Genomic DNA, 19,072 nt, shown 5'->3' with positions numbered 1-19,072 from the left:
TCTTCTATTTTAAATCCTTATAATAATTAAACATGTCTTCGAGATTGTTAAGAAAGGTATCGATATTCTTATCATAATAAAACTGTAAGGTATATTTCCGAAAATCGGATTCTGCAGCTGTTCCTCCTGCCCAATAATGGTTTGGCCAGTTTACGGTTTTACCTTCATGTATTTTTTCATTTAATAATTCTAATTGAGGTGTATTAATATTAACTCCCTTGACCGTACTAATCGATCCCTCGTAATCCGAAAGTCTTTGAGCAATTTCCTTATTGGTTAAAAAGGCTAAAAACTGCTTGGCCTCCTTTGGATGTTTCGTATTAGAAGAAATAGCAAGTCCTATATCAACACCACCCAAAACCTTATTTTGTTTTGGTTGATTTGTTGCCGGAAATGGAAAAATTCCATAATGTAAATTGGGATTATGTTTTTCAATCTCAGTTAAAGCCCATGTCCCCATAACGTACATAGACCCTTGTCCATTTGCAAATTTGCGATTCACTTCAAAGAAATCATCCTGAAAGGAATTTAATTGTACATACGATAGAGCAGTTATCGTCTTTTCTGAAATTTCCCTCCACTCTTTATTTTTCGAGATAGAAAATGTTTCTTTCTCCCAATAATGAGTGTTAATGTCGTTTGCTACAAAGTTTAAATTAAAAATACTTGATCGGTTAGCATCTTTATTTGGCATTAACAAAGGTGTTTTTCCTGCAGCTTTTAATTTTTCCATAACCTCAATAAACTCATCCCAGGTTTGTGGAATGGAAAGATTCAATTCTTGAAAATGATCTATATTATATAGCACGCCTACAGCATTCTGGGTTAATGCGGCACCATACATTTTACCATTGACAAGATAGCGATTTTGTATGCTTGGTTCGATATTCTGTATAAAATCTTCATGAGTCAAATCTAGTAAATAACCTTTATCTGCCCTGATGAGGTAATCTTGCTCAATAGGATAGGTAATGAAAATATCTGGTATATCCCCTCTCGCTATTCTAGTTTTTAATACCCTCATCCCTTCTGGTATAACTTCTTGACTAATATCAATGGTAGGATGTTGTTTTTCAAATTCATGAATTAACTCCTCAAAGATTGGCTCTGTTTCAATTTTGGGTGTAAAAAACTCAAGGTGTACCTTTTCTTTATTGGTGGTTAACTCGACTACCTTATTACCATTACACGCTGTCAATAATAAAATAGATAAACAAATGCAACGAAAAAGAGACTTCATAGAACCCCCGTTATTTCCGGTTTAAATTTAGTTTTAATTAACACATCTGTTCACTCAAAAATCTTATTTTTATACTACTATAATTCAGAATACATTGATATTAAAAAAATCTGACAATAAAGGCGTATAGAGACAAAAGTTTCCTGCACAAAAAGCCAAGTTCCCTAAGAAACTTGGCATTCAACATATTCAGGCTCGAACCAAGATATTAATATACCTTCACAACTTTCACCTTACTCTGGTTCCCAGCCTTATCTAATACAGAAACCTCTAATGATTTCCCCTTTTTCTGTACCTTAATCACTGCTTTAAACTTTCCGTATTTATCTGTGAGCGTTTTACCAATCAAAGTTACACCGTTATAAATATATACAGTTGATCCTGCTTCAGCTTTTCCTGTAACCGATTTTGATAGATGCGTTACTTTGTTGACAACCGGGATGGCAGGTGCAGTTTTATCAACTACCGTAACAGTGGTTTGACTTTGGTTCCCCGCTTTATCACTAGAATAAACTGTTAATCGGGTGCCTGCTTTTTTTGCTGTTCGGATTTTTATTAGGAAGGATCCAGTACTATTCGCATAACTCTGACCTAAAACAGAACTCCCCGCCTTAATGACTACTTTTGCACCCGCTTCCGTTCTCCCCAAAATAATCGTTTGATTATCACCTACGGAATAAATCGAAGGCTTAACAGGCGCTGTTTTATCTGAAACGATGACCGCAACTTCTCCACTTTTGTTACCTCCACCATCTTGTACAAAAACAGTTAATCGGGTCCCTGCTTTTTTGACAGCAATTTTAACAGAAAAAGTACCAGAAGAACTTACCAAGGTTTGACCGATGATGGTTGAACCAGATTTCACAACTGCCTTCGTTCCAGCTTCTGCTTTCCCTGTAACAGCTGTTTGATTGTCTCCCACCGGATTGACAATCGGGTTTGCAGGAGGGATGGTATCCTTTACCGTTACTGAAATGGTTTTACTCCTATTTCCAGCTAAATCCTCAGCATATACTTGCAGGAGGGTTCCGCCCTTTTGTTTATCAATCGTGACATTGAAATTTCCTGCAGGATCAGCTACACCACTGCCAAGCAGCGTTGTCCCTTTCATTACATAAACCACAGCATCAGCCTCTGTCATTCCAGTTAGGGTTGTATCAAAATCACTCACAGGGTTAATCGAACCGATGACTGGCGGAGTGTAATCGCCTTCTAGATCTTTCGGTATAAATGTATATGTCACATCAGCACCTTTATCCGCTGGTGCTGTATATTCTGTTTGGGAATCCAGCTGCTTAACGACAGCCCCACCGCCATGTAGCTCCGTTCCTGAACCGTTGTATAATTTTGGCGTGACTGCTTCAAAGCCTGGTTCCCCTTTAAAACCATATAACCCAGTCCCCTGTTTTAATAAAAGGGCAGCACGGAAAGATGTCATAAATTTCCCAAAGGAAAGGGTAGGGCTGATATGTTTTTGTACAGCAGCTTCCACCGCACGATAATCATTGTTTGGATCATTTAATAGTTCTTTAAAAATACTATCTCCTTGGTTCGCTTGAATCTTTAAATATTGAGCGAATAAGTAGGAGAGAGAATAATTAGCTAATACATCCCCGTAATCATCCCAATATAATAAAGAATGGCCATTGGTTATGGAGTCCGAATAATTATAATAATCGATTCGATCATCTAATGCCTGCCCAGTATACATTTGCTCAGCAGCCATGGCCATCGCTTCATCCAACCAAGTATCCATAGATTCCGTACTGCCTTCGATTAACACATTCCGGTTAAAGTTCACCATGTGCTGAAATTCATGCGCTAACGTGCTATATGCTTCCGTCACATCCTTCGTGGTTCCAGTACCCATGGATGGATAGGTATCCATATAGAATATTTCGGATTGATTGGAGTGAGGGTCAGCATATAAGTCACCTGCCCAAAAATAGCCCCCAATATATGCACCGCTACCATCAAAACCATCCTCGATATCATAGCATAGGATATTGACCTTCCCATTTCCATCCACATCAGACGCTCCGCCAAAGCTGTTCGTAATAAGTGGTTGAATTTTACTATCAAACTCTTTTCCTAACTTTTGTGCATCTAAACTAGTAATTTGATTATTATAGACCCAGACATTTGCCGTGGTCCCGCTATATAATAATTTGGCCGTTATTTGCGTATCAAAATTGTTGACAAAGTCTGTCACCCAGAACGGTTTACTATCACCAACTACGGGGACCGACTGAGCAGAAAAATATTTCTTCACCAGCTTGCTGCTGTTTTTTGCACTATTAAAAGGTTTGTTAACATCCATTTGGTAGGCAGTTGGTTTTAAATCGTTGTTAAATGAAAAGTTTTGTTTTTTTACATTAAATGTGCCCGTATATGCCGTTCCATCGCCATTGGTTGCTTCGTTACCAATGATGACGTAATTCCCTTCTACAGCCAAATTTCCTGCAACACCAGGTTCTTGACCATAAGCGATTGTAGGTACGCAAAGCAGCAAAATTGATAGAAGCGAACAAAGGGTCCTTTTGAGATTGTTCATATAATACTCTCCAATCATTAGTTAACTTCATTTGTGGATACTAATAATCTTTTTTTGGATCTAGGGATGGAAAATTGTAAATTTTATATTAATATACTTTTGAAAAAGTTGACTTACTCTGATTACGAGCCTTATCCAATGAAATCACTTCTAATGTGGAGCCCTTCTTTTGTGCGTTAATGGGTGCTGTAAAGCTTCCACTACTATTGCTGGAAGCTATTCCAACCAAAGTCGAACCGTTAAAAATATACACCATCGCGCCTCTTTCTGCTTTTCCTGTCACCTTCGTTGAGGTATAGGTTACCTTATTAACAGTTGGCACATTAGGAGCTATTTTATCAACCACTATAACTGTGGTACCTTGGCTCCGGTTACCTACCCGGTCCGTTGCAAATGTAGTAAAGATCGTCCCAGCTTTCCTAATCGATGTAAGTTTAATAGTGAAAGAGCCTGAACTAGATGCAGCCGTTTGGCCTACAACAGTCGAGCCTTGTTTCATGACCACTTTCGAGCCGGCTTCTGCTTTACCTCTGATAATGTTTTGATTGTCGCCAACAGAGTAAACAGTTGGTTTGCCTGGAGCAGTTTTATCAATCACAGTGACCGTTGCTCCACTGCTCAGATTCCCCGCTCTATCTCTAGCATAAACGGTTAATTTTGTCCCTGCTTTTTGTTTAGGAATCGTGACACTGTAAGTTCCATTTGACAATGCCGTCCCTCTTCCAATCGTGGTGCTTCCTCTGTTCACACTAACTGTCGAATAAGCTTCAGCTTTCCCTTTCACAGCCGTGGTCAAATCACTAACTGTTGTAACGGTTGGCTTTGACGGTGGAGTTTTATCCACAGGAGCGGTGTAAAAAGGATTTTTCACTTTAAACTGCGTAACATCTGAGTAGTATTCATCATCACTATATTCTGATACACCAACTCTTAAATAGATATATGGCTGGCCTTGATAGATTGATTTCGGAACAAGAGAATTTAGTCTAATGGTTGTATAACCAATCGTATCAAATTCAAGTGAATTCAAATACACTAGTGTGCCTCCGTTACTTTTTAGAAACTCAATCGTAACAATAGAGTCCTTCAAATATGCATAATCTGTAATATCAAAAATCTGAACGTTCATAGTTGAGTCCGAATAATTCGACACTGCTTCAAAATAAATATCATGGGTTGTATCATAACTATCCCACAAGCTATCTACATAATTACCGTTTGCTTTTAATGGATAATCCGCAGGGTTGTACGATTGTTTAATAGATAGGGACTTTTTTGGCAAGTTCCCTGGAGTAATACTTTGACCTAGTTTGCTAGTCAGACTTTTTTCAACCTCTTTCATTTCCTGTCCATCCGCATGAATGGGTATAGCAAGAATCATTAGTACGATTAGGAAAAAAAACATCCGTACACTCTTCATTATTTATCATCCCCCTGCTACCATATTACTAGATACTCCAGCCTAAATCTAGGTGTTTTTGGAAAAGATATCCTGCCCTTTATTATCATTAGTATAATGTGAATAACTGTTTCTATGATCTTTAGAGATAAATAGGTTATTGATCAGCAAAAAAAAAAGCCAAGCTCCCCTAAGAAAACTTGGCTTCACCTATTACCTATTATTTTCTAGAAAAAACCACTCGATCTAAACCACTAATCTGAATTCGATCTCCGGATTTTAGAGTCACAGTCACACTAGTAACCTCATAATAATCTGCTCTACTTGAAAGAATTTCATTTACAAGTAAATGATTTCCTCTGTAAATAATTAAATTCCCAGCGCCACTAGAAGTTGTGATTCTATACTTCCCAGCACTAATATCTTTACCGACCGTCCAATAACCAGAATGCAAAATATTCGATTTCACATTTGAGACACGAGTAAACTGTACACTATTTAACCCTAAAATCTGAATACTATCACCAGCTTTAATATCCGTTGTCACTACCGTTACACCAAATCCATCATTACTACTCGATAAGATCTCATTTACAGAATGATTGGTGCCCGAGCCAATAAATAAATTGCCACTACCCGAACTTGTAGTAATCTTATAACGACCAGCCGGTAAATCTTTACCTGCCTTCCATGTACCTGCACTTAAACTCTTAATATAGGGAACTCTAATCGTTGCCGTAGTTTTTTTACCATTGGTAGTTGTCGATGTAATGGTAGCTGTCCCCGCACCAACTGCAGTGACTTTCCCTTTACTATCTACTTTTGCCACTTTCGTATTAGAAGATTTCCATTTCACTGTTTTATTCGTTACATTACTTGGGCTTACAGTTGCAGATAAGGTTATTGTTTTACCTTTAATGAGCGTGACGGAGGTCTTATTTAATTTAACAGACTTGGCCAAAACAGGTGGAGTAACCTTAACTTGTACCTTTACTACCTTAGCACCGTTAACTGTAGCGGTAATTATCGCCGTACCTTTGGCTACAGCGTATATTTTCCCTTTACTATCAACGGTTACAATTCTTTTATTAGAAGTTTTCCACTTTACCGTCTTATCAGTGCTATCCGATGGTGAAACTGTGGCTGAAAGTACCGCTGTCTTACCAACCGTTACGGATAAACTTGTTTTATTTACTTTCACTGTTTTTGTAGAAACTCTAACGGCAACAGTCTTAAATACTTTAACATTATCACTAGCAGTCGCCGTAATCGTCGCAGATCCGTTGGCAATTCCTTTAATATTACCAGTCGCATCCACTGTGGCCACTTTCGTGTTTGAACTTTTCCATAAGATCGTCTTATTTTCCGCATCAGTCGGGGCTATTGTCCCGTATACTTTTACCATTTGATTATTGGTGATGTTTAAAGAGGATCGACTTAACTTCAAACTAGTGGGTACAACTTTCATTACGGTCACATTAATACTTTTTTTGATAGTAGGATCACCATTTGCGCTAGCCGTAATGGTGGTACTTCCAGCTTTAAGCGCTTTTACATTTCCTCTTATATCCACTGTTGCAATATCTGGATGACTGGTAGTCCAACTAACCGTTTTATTAACAGCAGTAGATGGTTTTACGGTCGCTGTTAACTGTGCCGTACGGTTTACCAGGAGTGACAAACTTGATTTGTTTAACGTGATACTTTGCGGAACAAGAATTTTTTCCTTCAAGCTCATTGTTCCTGTCATCATCGAGATATAGATTTTATCCCCTGATGAAACTGTGTATTCAATCGGATTATCATCAGCATATAAACTAAGAAATCCAATTTCATGATATTGTGGATCATAAATAGTAACATAAGCAAAATCATTGTAAACTTCTGAATCATTAATTTCTAAAGTGTATGTCCCAGCTGGAATATCAGTACCCACTTCGTAAAAACCAACTGACATATGGTTTAAGTCCACGCTAGAGATTGGCTGTACCTCTATGTTAGACGCACCATAGTCTAATTCAACCTCGATTTCATCTCCATCTTTCAAACTCGCAGTAAATCGATCAGAGTAGTAATACTTATCACTATCCAGCGATTCATTTAGATAAATGTCCGTTCCGCTACTAATTCGAATAGTAGCTGTACCTTCTGAAATATGAAATTCCTTTAATCCTGCAGAAATTTCTTCCCCTACCGTATATGTACCATTACTTAATGAGCTATTACTTGCTGCCTGTACCGAACTGCCTACTGAAACCGAGAGTAACAGCATCATCATGAAAAATACTTTCATCAATACCTTCTTGTTCATAAACAAACCTTCTTTCATATTTAGGAAATACCTTTTATAAAAGAGAAAGGTTGTAGCACATCTCCCCCGCTACTATACTACTAGATACTTTGACCTAAATCTAGATAGTTTGGAAAAAATAACCTCTATTCTATAGTCATTACTATCATATTTATAGATAAAGGAACCACTGGTAGCTGCTGAACTAGAATGGTGCCCATACCTATTATTGTGAGTGGTTGTAAATTTCCAACTTCCATCCAGCAAATGTCGTAAGTTTCGGAAAATATGTAGTAAGTGACCACAATTTCGTCGTAAGTCTCAATAAATTTGTAGTAAGTGTCCGTAATTTTGTAGTAAGTGCCAATAAAGGTGTAGTAAGTTGGTCCTTTGTCAATAAAGTGGGCACTTGTAAATCACTTGGAAACTAAAAAGTGAGTCATAGGTGCAATTTTTAACACACCAAAACAATCATCTATTTGTGTTATGATGAAAATAAATTTATTTAGGGGGGATGACTGCGATGATCCAATACAAAGAGCTCCACCATGTTAGTCTAACGGTTACTAATTTAGAACGCGCCAAGCATTTTTATAGTATCATTTTATGTTTAAAAGAAATACAACGTCCTAATTTTGATTTTCCTGGTGCCTGGTACGAAGTTGAGGGACAACAGCTCCATCTAATCGTTCTTCCTACATCACAAACGATTCGCCAAGATAAACGCCTGAGCAGCAGAGAAGGTCATTTTGCACTAAGAGTGCAGGATTACACAGAGACGCTGAATTGGCTGAAGAGTAAGGATGTTGAACTGTTAGAGAAACCCAATGGCATGAGCGGTTTTGCGCAAATATTCTGTGCGGACCCTGATGGGAATCTAATTGAACTAAACGTCGATCAAAAAGACCTTTAGGAAACCAAAGTAAAAAGGAGAAGTGCGCGAACACTTCTCCCCTCTAACAGCCTATCAACTTCCCCATTCATCCAATAAAAATCATAATCCCCAATACAACAATTACCAAAGAAAGTAAATAGACCAAGTCTTTCGGTAATATTTTAGTTGTTTGATAATAAGTTCTGTCTCTTGTACCCGTAAATCCACGCGCTTCCATTGCGATCGCAATACGTTCTGATTTTCTAATTCCTTGAGTAAACAGTGGTAAAGCGTACCTCATAAAAGCTTTCCAACTATTTTTTTGCTTGTAACCTCTGACTTTATGAGCCGTCTTCATTTGGTTTAGTTCAGATTGGAAGAGTGGGACAAAGCGGAACCCCGCTAATAGCCCATACGCCCATTTAGGTGAAAGTTTACATTGGTGAATTAAACTCATGATGAACAAAGTTAAGTCTGTTGTAGAGGTGAATAATAATCCATACGTGACAAACGCTAACATCCTTAATCCAATCGTTAAGCCATGATTCATACTCTCATGAGTGACATGAAACCAAGCCCATTTCCAAATCGTTTCTTCTCCTTCTCCAAAAGCCGCCATCATCCAAAATACAAGAATAAAAAAACCTAAATAAGGCAATAGCCTTTTCAAAAGGTAAGTCATTCTCCATCCGCCTAAAAAAGTACCGATCAATACAGCAAGTAACCAGATCAAAAAAGTCACCTTTGGATTGGAGATCGCCATTAAAAGAAACATCACAATCAAATGGGAGAGCAGTTTACAGGCAGGATTGAGAGTCGCTAGGAATGAATCGTTAGCCTTCATACCAAAACCCCCTCTTTTCTTGCATGCATCAACTGGTAATGGAGTGGTGGAATTAACGCACTTTCACGGAAATTACTCGGATTTGAGAATAACTCATAGGGGGTCCCTTGAAAGGTTACACTTCCCTTGTTGAAGAGAATGACCTGATCAGAATAACCATCCACCAAATCCATATCGTGGGTGACCATGACAATCGTTGTTCCCTGGTCCTGCCGCTCCTTTAAGCGTTGAATCAGTTCGTTTGCTGTTTTTTCATCCTGACCGAATGTTGGTTCATCAAGCAATAATAAATCTTGATCAAACAATAACATCGTCGCCACACTTAACCGCCGTTTTTGTCCTAGACTTAGGGTAAACGGATGAGCATTTTGATGCGATTCCAATCCAAACTCCTCTAACAATTGGCTGGTTTTGGTATGAACCAGCTCTTCGGGCCAATTTCGTTGCCGGCCGCCAAAGGCAACTTCCTCAAAGACAGTATCCGTAATGAATTGAAGTTCTGGATTTTGAAAAACAAAGCCAGCTTTTTCATATAATTCCCGTTCTGACCACTTTTTTAGTTCCGTATCTTGAAAGTAAATTTCCCCTTTTTTAATCGGCTCCAAACGGATCAGACTTTTTAAAAAGGTACTTTTCCCGCTTCCATTTTCTCCGACGATGGAAATCCATTCCCCTTTATGAATTTTTATATCAATATCGCTCACGATGGTCTTCTTCCCATAGCCAATTTCAACATGTTCGGTGCGGAGTAAAATCTCGCCATCCTTGAGCGGTTTGGTTCTTTTCAGATTAGCAAGTTTAATAGATAGAGGATGCGCGTCATTTCGAACTACTTCCTCCCACTTGTCTGGAAACAACTTAGGGCCCCAAATACCCGCTTCTTTCATTTCATCTTTAAAATTCAGGAGCATTTCCTTCGGCTGACCATCCCCGATAATACTTCCATTCTCATTTAGGATAATGACTCGATCCATCCATTCGATGCAGCCGTCTAGGACATGTTCAACAAATACCATCGTATGGTTTGTCTTTTGGGCTAATTGATTCAATAAAACAAATATCTCATTCCGGCCTGCAGGATCTAGTTGGGCTGTTGGTTCATCAAAGAAGATGACTTCTGGTTCTAATGCCAGCAAACAAGCTAACGCCAATCGTTGTTTCATCCCACCTGAAAGAGTTTCAATGGGTGTTTTCTTATCGACCATCAGCCCTACTTTATCCATTAACTCAGCAATGATGGGGTCCATTTCGTTGCGCGGAATCGATCGATTTTCGAGACTAAACGCAATTTCTTCATCGACATGGAGCATGCAAAATTGCGAATCAGGATCTTGAAACATCACTCCGGCATCTTTCCTGCAGAATACTTCACCACTTACCTCTGCCTCCAAATGCTCAGGGATAATACCTGAAAGAGCGGAAATCAACGTCGATTTCCCGCTCCCACTAGGCCCTAGTATTAATACCTTCTCGCCTTTATTGATGGACAAAGTAATATGACTGAGTATTTTTTCAGAGCGATTATAAAAACGAATCGAGAGATCCTTACATCCCAGAAACATTTCCATTTACGTTTTCCCTTTTCCTTTTTTCCTTCATCAATTCATATTGTTCTAACACACCTGTTTTTGCGAGTGCGTCCACAACTACCTTCGCTAACAATCCACCGAGAATCATTCCGCTGATGATATGAATTCCTAATGTTGTAAAAAATACTTCCTTCGAGTAATAACCCAAACCGTTGGCGATTAAGTTATAAACCATGCTGCCAACCGCTGCAAAAGCTCCAGATAGCATTAAAGTAAATAGGTTGTAGCGTTTATATCCGAATATGGCGAATGCGATTTCTGAACCGATCCCTTGAAAGACACCTACTAAAAGGGCCGACAAACCAAAATGACTTCCTGTTAATAACTCTACTGCGGCCGCTGCAACCTCTGCAATAAGCGCTGCTCCCGGTTTACGGATAATATACGCGACGATTGGACTAGCAATCACCCAAATCCCAAACATAAAACCTGCACCCACCGGCCCGACAAGAGCGGAAATGGGAATCCACAGCGTCGACCATCCTAAATAGATCACTCCACATGCCACCGCTAGTATCACAGCAAGAACGACTTCTTTCATCTTCCAAGTCATCATTTCACTACCTCCATTTTCACAGGCCATTCTTCGAGTTTATAGGCCATATCCCAAAACATATATTCCAGCTGACAACTGATTAAGAAATGCTCCTTCATCTTTTCCTTTTCTCTCTCGGTTGCTAGCTTTGCCCACTCATCAAGACGGGCACAAAATTTAGTTGTAATCGAATCGGTACGATTTCCATAAAAACTGATCCAATCATAAAAGGGATGAGAGCGATCAGGATTAACCTCCGTTAATAATCTTTTCCCAATTTCCCAATACGTCCACGGACATGGTAATAACACAGCTAAAATTTCCCCTAATGTTCCTTCGTGCGCAACGGTAAGCATATGACGCGTGTAATGAAGGGACGAGGGAGATAACGGATATCCATGTAATACCTCGTAAGGAACACCTGCTACTTGACAAAAGTTATTATGCGGATGGATTTCACTGTTTAAGATAAAAGAAATCTGCGTATTAAACATATCCATATCTTCACGATTCTCACACTTCGAAACCGCAATTCCATAGATGCGAATAAACGAATTCAAATATTCAAAGTCCTGTTTAACATAATGAATCAATTGTTCTTTCTCTAGCTCACCTTTGGCGATTCCTTGCACAAAAGGATGTTCAAAAATCGCCTCGAAAATAGGATCTGCTTCTTTTCTTAATTCTGCTGAAAAACTCATAAATTTCTCCCCCTTATTGGTTTTAATGGAAAGTCTCTAGAAGGGGCGGCTGAATTTTCAAGCACGAAAAAACCGCCCCAAAAATGGAGCGGCTGAATAATTGTATCTATCCATACACGAACTCCACTTTCCTACGCTAGTATGAACTAGATCAGGTTCAAAGGGTCCAAGATAACTCCTGTCTCAGCCATAAAACGGCTCCCCTAGTGGTCTTCCTATTAATTTATCTTTCACTCTACACTCGCTGGTTAAAGTTGTCAATCAATTAATATCCAGCAAATGTCGTAAGTTTCCGGAAAATTATATAGATTCGCTGATAACTAGTGAAATTAGTTTACGGCAAAAAAAGGAGAAGTGCGCTAACACTTTCTCCCCTCTAACAACCTACCAATCTACGACAAATTTCGGGGCGTGACAGGCACATTACGCTTCCACCGTCTTCGCAATAATGGCTCCAACAACCAGCCCCCATACAGGTGCACTAATATGGAAAAATGATACTTGCGATAACGCGATGAGGAACGCAAATAGGGCACTTAAGCGATATTTATTTTCGGAGAAACCCAGCTGCAAACTAGAAAGAAGGACGCCGATTAGCGCAAACCCTGCTAGCATGGACACAAAAGCGTGGGGTAATGATTGAATAAACGGTACAATTTTCCAGGCGAATACTCCAAACAATAATGTCAAAACCCCTGATACCACCGCTGCCATATACCGCTTTGATTTTACCCCTGCATCCGAACTAGAACAGATGGCGGTCATCATGCCAGCAATATTTGCACTTTGCCCCCCGAAAAAACTGGCAATAATCGAAAACACTCCACTAAAAGAAACAATTTTTCGAATGGGGGGTTCAAAATCCGAGCTTTCTAGTGCGCCGATTCCAGGTGCCACATCATTACTTAGGATTAACATGGCCAGAGGCAGACCTAATGTGACCATCCCCATCCATGTAAATTCCGGCATTTGTATGGATGGTAGGAAAAAAGCAATCTCCTTAGATGAGCTATGTAGATCTTGGGTTAAAAACAAAGTAATAAAAGCGACAACCACTGCGACCATAACGGCCGGGATCCGTTTTGAGATTTTCGTACTGATAAAAAAACTAAGCAAGGCGAATCCGCCTACTAAGGGTAACGCCTTAACGTCTTGGACAAGCTGAGCAACATAATTGGTGACCAGGCCTGCCAGCATGGCTGCAATGACTTCTTTCGGAACCCATTTAATAATTTTAGTAAAAAGTCCTGACAACCCAATCAGCAAAATCAGCAGCCCTGACATCACATACCCGCCAATTAGCTGGGGATAAGTAAAATGTGCTGTCACTGTCGCTAAAAAAGCAACCCCTGAAATCGAGTGAGCTCCGGTAATGGGAATTCTAAATAACAGAGGCATTACAATCCCTAACACCCCTCCAAAAAAATAGACGGCAAACATCCAATTGATGGTTTGCTGATTAGAGAAATGCCCTGCTGTTGCTGCCTGCAGAATGATTAACGCTGGACCTGTCATGACTAAAGTACTAGAAATTAATCCAGAAGATACGTTTTGAGTCGTTAGATCTTGAAAAATTGATTTCCTTTTATTTTCACGTAATGATTCAATTGGTTGCTCTCTAACTAATCTATTTGGCTGCCCCATTTTTTCTCCTCATACCCTTCTTCATATAAACGACTTTTATTGTTAGTTTAGACAACCTTCTACAAAATGTATAGGACAAAGGCAATCTTCGACAACCGTTAATATAATTAAAAAACTCACTGGCAGCCCTTATCATAACAAAAGGGATGTGGAATAAACTAGAGGAAAAAATAGCTTAAAAAAGGAAAAAGGAGCGAAAATAATGTGATTCCTAATGGAGCTTGAGGTCCAAATAAATCATGATCCGGGTTTGATAAAAAAAAGGGAATCCCAAAGATAACTAGATTCATTCCTCCGTAAATCAAACCTTTACGAACCTACCCTGATGGTAAAAACATGAACAAAAGTATAGATGATACTGTTAGCCAATGAAAAACCGATCCCGAGTAATATTAACAAAAATGTCCCTTATACACTTCCTATGGTTACCGCTCATCTAATTTTTCAACCTCCGTGGGCACCATACACTTCCTATGGTTACCGTTCATCTAATTTTTCAGCCTCCGTGGGCATCATACGCTTCCTATGGTTACCGTTAGTCTAATTTTTCAGCCTCCACGGGCATCATACGCCTCCTATGGTTACCGTTCATCTAATTTTTCAACCTCCGTGGGCACCATACGCTTCAACTAAACTAAAAAAGGAGAAGTGCGCTAACACACTTCTCCCCTCCAACCTCTATCAATCTCCGAAAAAAAATTACTTTTTAATTAATTCTAACGATACTGGAACAAACTTCTCTACAGATTCTTTCTTAAATACTTTCATCGCTGTTTGTACACCTTTTTGGCCAATTTCAGCTGGCTTTTGCGCTACAGTTGCTGCCATTTTACCATCATTAACTGCTTTCACTGCATCATCCGTTGCATCAAAACCGACAACAATGACATCTTTCATTCCAGCTGCTTCAAGCGCTTGAAGAGCTCCTAACGCCATTTCATCGTTGTGTGCAAACACGGCTTGGATATCTTTATTGCCTTGAAGAATATTTTCCATTACTGTTAATCCTTTAGCCCGGTCAAAATCTGCTGCTTGCTTGGCAACCACTTGGATATCAGCCACAGCATCAATGGCTTTGTGGAACCCTTCGCCGCGTTCACGTGCTGCAGAAGAACCTGGGATTCCTTCTAATTCTACGACTTTACCTTTTTTGCCTAACTTTTCAAGAATAAAGTCACCAGCCATTTGACCACCGGCCACATTGTCAGAAGCGATATGGGATACAACTGTTCCGCCATTTGCACTACGGTCAACCGTGATCACTGGAATGTTTGCATTATTTGCAGATTCGATCGCAGCTTTAATCGCATCAGAATCAGCTGGATTCACGATTAAAACGTTTACACCTTTTTGAATTAAATCTTCGATATCACTTACTTGCTTCGCTGAATCGTTTTGCGCATCCACCGTAATAATCTCAGTATCTTGTGATTTTGCTTCTTTCTCAGCACCTTCTTTTAACGAAACAAAGAAGGGATTATTTAACGTTGAAATCGAAAGACCGATTTTTAATTGATCGTCTTTTTTCTCTTTCGCAGAATCCTTTTCAGAAGAAGAGGAAGGTGCTTTTGTGGAACAACCAGCTAAAACAACCATAAGTAATGTTAAAAACAGAAACCCTTTTAATAGTTTTTTCATCTTTATGATTCCCCCATAATTTTATTAGGCAGTTTTTTTACGATCAAGCAAGACGGCTAGTAAGATGACACCTCCTTTAACTACCTGCTGGTAGAAGGAGCTTACATTCATTAAATTCAAACCATTATTTAAAACTCCAATAATGAGTGCCCCAACCAATGTTCCAAAAATCCACCCTTTACCGCCTGAAAGACTTGTCCCGCCTAAAACAACGGATGCAATCGCATCCAGTTCATAAGAAGCACCGGCAGTAGGCTGAGCAGAGTCCAATCGAGAGGCAAGGATAATCCCTGCAAGTGCAGAAAGCGTCCCTGTAATCGAGTAAATCCAAACTTTCACATTTGTAACCTTGATTCCTGATAAAATCGATGCCTCTTCATTGCCGCCAATCGCGTAAACTCTGCGGCCAAACGTGGTTTTTTTCAGGATAAAATAAAGAATCAGATAACAAGCGAGCATCCAAATGACGGGAACGGGAATCCAGCCAAAATAACCTCTTCCCATGATTTCAAAAAATGAACTCGTCGATAGACCTGTAATCGGGCGGCCATCGGTGTAAACCAAGGTAAGCCCGCGGAAAATTGTCATCGTCGCCAGCGTTGCGATAAACGGAGCCACTTTTCCTTTGGTGATAAATAGACCATTAATGGCCCCCATCACCGCACCTGCTCCTAAACCGATTAACATCGCAAGCGTAGGATCCATTCCATTCGCTAACATCCCAGCGGTTATCGCGGAGGATAACGCTAAAATCGACCCAACCGATAAATCAATCCCACCGGTTAAGATGACGAAGGTCATTCCGAAGGCAATTAACGCATTAATCGATACTTGGCGCAAAACATTAAAGATATTATCTAAGGTTAAAAAGCTAGAGCTGACGATGGATAGAATGACTGTAATCACAATTAGCCCAATTAGCGGACCTAGCTTTTGTAAGATTTGGAACTTCGAGGACTTCATTCGTTACTCCCTCCAGTGGCGGATTGCATAATATTTTCTTGGGTTGCTTCTGACTTCTTAAGCTCGGCGGCTAATTTTCCTTCATGAATGACGAGAACCCGGTCACTCATCCCTAAGATCTCAGGAAGCTCCGACGAAACCATAATGATGGAAACCCCTTGTTTCGTTAAATCGTTCATTAATTGATAGATTTCTTTCTTCGCCCCCACATCGACCCCGCGCGTTGGCTCATCAAGAATTAAGATTTTCGGATTAATTCCTAACCATTTTCCAATGACAATTTTCTGTTGATTCCCACCACTTAAGGATTTGACACTGATTTCACGGCCCGATGTTTTGACATGGAGCTTTTCAATCATTTCATCGACCAGGTTCATTTCTGTTTTCGTGGAAATCACACTTTTAGTAGAAATTTTATCGAGCGTCGTGATCGAAAAATTCTCGCGAACGGACAGTTCGAGAATTAATCCTTGGCTTTTTCGGTCTTCCGTTACAAACGCAATTCCAGCTTTAATCGCCTCATACGGAGACTTGATCGACACTTCCTTGCCATCAATGAACATCTTACCGCCATCAACGGAGCGATAACCGAAGATCGCTTGCATGATTTCACTGCGGCCAGCACCCATCAGGCCCGCTACGCCAACTATTTCACCTTGATGAACGGAAAAACTAATCTTTTCGAAGGAACCTTTGCTCGTTAAATTTTCGACCTTGAATCGTTCCTGGCCAACGACCGTATCTCGTTCCGGAAAACGCTCACCCAGCTGTCTTCCAACCATTAATTTGACAATTTCATCAAAGTTGGTCTTAGCCACTTCTTTGCTATCAATGAATTGCCCGTCCCGAAGAACTGAAATCCGGTCACAGATCTGAAAAATCTCTTCCATCCGATGGGAGATATAGACGATCCCGACACCTTGTTCCTTTAAGGCGGAAATCACTTTAAAAAGGGCCTCAATTTCCCGATCTGTCAGCGCGGCTGTTGGCTCATCCATGATCAGGACTTCGGTATTGGCAGCTACCGCGCGGGCAATTTCAATCATTTGCTGTTGACCAACGGATAAATTTCCTGCTTCCGTATTCGGATCAATTTCAATTCCTAAGCGGTTCAGATATTCTTTCGTCTTCCGCTTCATTTCTTTATCTTTCGTAATCCCAAACCTGCCGACCGTCAGCTCTTTGCCGAGAAACATATTTTCATAGACCGTGAGATAAGGGATAATATTTAACTCCTGATGAATCACAGCAATTCCCGTTTGCTCTGCTTCCTTCGGATTTTTAAAATGAACTTCTTTTCCTCTGATAAAAACCTTCCCAGCATCCCGTTCGTAAATACCGGTTAATATCTTAATTAACGTCGATTTCCCTGCGCCATTTTCCCCCATCAGGGCATGGATTTCACCTCGTAAAAGCTGAAAATCGACTTGATCCAAAACCCTGTTTCCAGAAAACGATTTGCTGATGCCCTTCATTTCGATGATAGGTGTGAGGCTCATATTAGAAAATCACTCCTGCGTGTAAAATGATATTGGCATAGGGAGTTGCTTCACCGGTACGAATCACCGCTTTCGCTTTCTTCGTTAACGCCTTTAGTTCTTCATGGGTAAGATAGTCAGTTGGAATACCATTTACTAGATTCGTAACCTGCGCCTCTACTTTCGGATTCTGCCCTTTGATTTCATGCGCAAGGGTTACTTTTTCGACCGCCATATCCGCTAATACCACTTGCAGTGTTTCCATAAACGATGGGGTCCCCAGGCTAAGAGCAAGGTCAATTCGGATTGTTTCTTCCGGGATTGGCAGTCCGCAATCCGCAATCACGATTGTATCCGTATGACCAAGCCTTGAAAGGACCTCGGAAATGTGACTATTTAATATGCCGTTTTTCTTCATAATTCTTCCTTCCTTTCCTGTAAAAACGTCCGAACCTCTTCCATCGTTGGCATGCCGCCTTGGGCTCCAAGCTTGGTAACCGAAAGGGCCGCAACCGCCGTCGCAAACTGGCAGGCCTCCGCCAAAGACGCCCCTTGACTGATCGAATACGCGAATCCACCATTAAAGGAATCCCCTGCACCCGTCGTATCCACAACATCTACTTTAAAACTAGGAATCTCCACTTTTTCCTCTTGAAAAAAAGTAATCCCTTTTGAACCTCTGGTAATAATACATTTCTTTAACATTGCTCGCCGCTCTTGCTCCGTCCATTTGACCGAATCAAAGAGTAATTGTTGTTCATACTCATTCGGAGTAAGATAATCGACCTTTTCTAGCAATTCCTTCGAAAGCGGCTGAATCGGTGCAGGATTCAAGACAACCTTTACCCGATGCTTGTGGGCAAGCTCGACTGCTTTTTCGACACTTTCAAGTGGTATTTCGAGTTGAAGCAACAAGATATCACTTTTTGCAATCACGTCCTCAAACGATGCAACAAACGCAGGCGTCACATGATAATTCGCACCTGGAATCACAATAATCTGATTCTCTCCATTCGAGATGGTAATCGCGGCGATCCCCGTCGAGGTATCTGTAACCGGTTCCACATTGTCCACATTGACACCCTGTTCTTTCAAATGCTTCAATAAGTCCTGGCCAAATAAATCCTGGCCGACACAGCCAATCATCGTCACATCCGCGCCTAATCTTGCAGCGGCAACAGCCTGATTGGCGCCTTTTCCTCCAGGAATCGTATGAAAGGATTCCCCCATCAACGTTTCCCCTAGAATCGGTACTCGATTGGTACTCGTTACTAAATCCATATTAATACTGCCGATGACAGTTATTTTTCTATTTTTCAAATG

Annotated in this window: 15 protein-coding genes and 1 riboswitch; of the genes, 1 reads left to right on the top strand and 14 read right to left on the bottom strand. The window is 40.3% G+C overall.

What is annotated here, in order from left to right; all coding sequences use genetic code 11:
* Positions 1–4 precede the first annotated feature (4 nt).
* From J7E67_RS00125 to J7E67_RS00110, 4 genes are all read right to left on the bottom strand, one after another.
* On the bottom strand, positions 5–1,240 hold the full coding sequence (locus J7E67_RS00125; RefSeq protein WP_214712256.1) for an ABC transporter substrate-binding protein: 1,236 nt from the start codon (positions 1,238–1,240) through the stop codon (positions 5–7).
* Positions 1,241–1,448: 208 nt separating this feature from the next.
* Positions 1,449–3,794: an Ig-like domain-containing protein gene (locus J7E67_RS00120; RefSeq protein ID WP_214730522.1), complete on the bottom strand. Its 2,346-nt coding sequence runs from the start codon at positions 3,792–3,794 to the stop codon at positions 1,449–1,451.
* Between the two features lie 88 nt (positions 3,795–3,882).
* A complete protein-coding gene (locus tag J7E67_RS00115) occupies positions 3,883–5,214 on the bottom strand; it encodes an Ig-like domain-containing protein (protein ID WP_214730520.1) in 1,332 nt (443 codons plus the stop codon).
* Between the two features lie 199 nt (positions 5,215–5,413).
* Positions 5,414–7,504: an Ig-like domain-containing protein gene (locus tag J7E67_RS00110; RefSeq protein WP_214730518.1), complete on the bottom strand. Its 2,091-nt coding sequence runs from the start codon at positions 7,502–7,504 to the stop codon at positions 5,414–5,416.
* Between the two features lie 502 nt (positions 7,505–8,006).
* Here J7E67_RS00110 and J7E67_RS00105 point away from each other — a divergent pair.
* Entirely contained in the window at positions 8,007–8,396 is a 390-nt protein-coding gene (locus J7E67_RS00105; protein ID WP_214730516.1) for a VOC family protein, read from the top strand.
* Between the two features lie 67 nt (positions 8,397–8,463).
* On the opposite strand, the gene J7E67_RS00100 is transcribed toward J7E67_RS00105, so the two are convergent.
* The 10 genes from J7E67_RS00100 to rbsK all read right to left on the bottom strand — a co-directional run bounded on the left by J7E67_RS00100 (position 8,464) and on the right by rbsK (position 19,069).
* Positions 8,464–9,201, bottom strand: coding sequence for an energy-coupling factor transporter transmembrane component T family protein (locus J7E67_RS00100; protein ID WP_214730514.1), 738 nt, complete (start codon positions 9,199–9,201; stop codon positions 8,464–8,466).
* Positions 9,198–10,769 (bottom strand): ABC transporter ATP-binding protein, encoded by a 1,572-nt coding sequence (locus J7E67_RS00095; RefSeq protein ID WP_214730512.1) that lies wholly within the window; start codon positions 10,767–10,769, stop codon positions 9,198–9,200. Before J7E67_RS00095 ends, J7E67_RS00100 begins: the two co-directional genes overlap by 4 nt.
* Complete coding sequence (locus tag J7E67_RS00090; RefSeq protein ID WP_214730700.1) at positions 10,747–11,343, bottom strand: ECF transporter S component; 597 nt, start codon at positions 11,341–11,343, stop codon at positions 10,747–10,749. Before J7E67_RS00090 ends, J7E67_RS00095 begins: the two co-directional genes overlap by 23 nt.
* A complete protein-coding gene (tenA, locus tag J7E67_RS00085; RefSeq protein ID WP_214730510.1) occupies positions 11,343–12,026 on the bottom strand; it encodes a thiaminase II in 684 nt (227 codons plus the stop codon). The genes J7E67_RS00090 and tenA overlap by 1 nt, the downstream gene beginning before the upstream one ends.
* Before the next feature lie 111 nt (positions 12,027–12,137).
* A riboswitch (TPP riboswitch) is annotated at positions 12,138–12,241 on the bottom strand.
* 208 nt (positions 12,242–12,449) lie between these two features.
* A complete protein-coding gene (locus J7E67_RS00080) occupies positions 12,450–13,670 on the bottom strand; it encodes a benzoate/H(+) symporter BenE family transporter (protein WP_214730509.1) in 1,221 nt (406 codons plus the stop codon).
* A gap of 699 nt (positions 13,671–14,369) precedes the next feature.
* Complete coding sequence (rbsB, locus tag J7E67_RS00075; protein WP_214730508.1) at positions 14,370–15,308, bottom strand: ribose ABC transporter substrate-binding protein RbsB; 939 nt, start codon at positions 15,306–15,308, stop codon at positions 14,370–14,372.
* Between the two features lie 24 nt (positions 15,309–15,332).
* Complete coding sequence (locus J7E67_RS00070) at positions 15,333–16,271, bottom strand: ABC transporter permease (RefSeq protein WP_214730507.1); 939 nt, start codon at positions 16,269–16,271, stop codon at positions 15,333–15,335.
* On the bottom strand, positions 16,268–17,770 hold the full coding sequence (locus J7E67_RS00065; protein ID WP_214730506.1) for a sugar ABC transporter ATP-binding protein: 1,503 nt from the start codon (positions 17,768–17,770) through the stop codon (positions 16,268–16,270). Before J7E67_RS00065 ends, J7E67_RS00070 begins: the two co-directional genes overlap by 4 nt.
* Before the next feature lies 1 nt (position 17,771).
* Positions 17,772–18,167 (bottom strand): D-ribose pyranase, encoded by a 396-nt coding sequence (gene rbsD / locus J7E67_RS00060; RefSeq protein WP_214730505.1) that lies wholly within the window; start codon positions 18,165–18,167, stop codon positions 17,772–17,774.
* Complete coding sequence (gene rbsK, locus J7E67_RS00055) at positions 18,164–19,069, bottom strand: ribokinase (protein WP_214730504.1); 906 nt, start codon at positions 19,067–19,069, stop codon at positions 18,164–18,166. Before rbsK ends, rbsD begins: the two co-directional genes overlap by 4 nt.
* Positions 19,070–19,072: the final 3 nt, after the last annotated feature.

It is taken from the genome of Bacillus sp. ISL-46, assembly GCF_018613205.1.
This window is presented reverse-complemented; position numbering and strand designations above follow the sequence as displayed.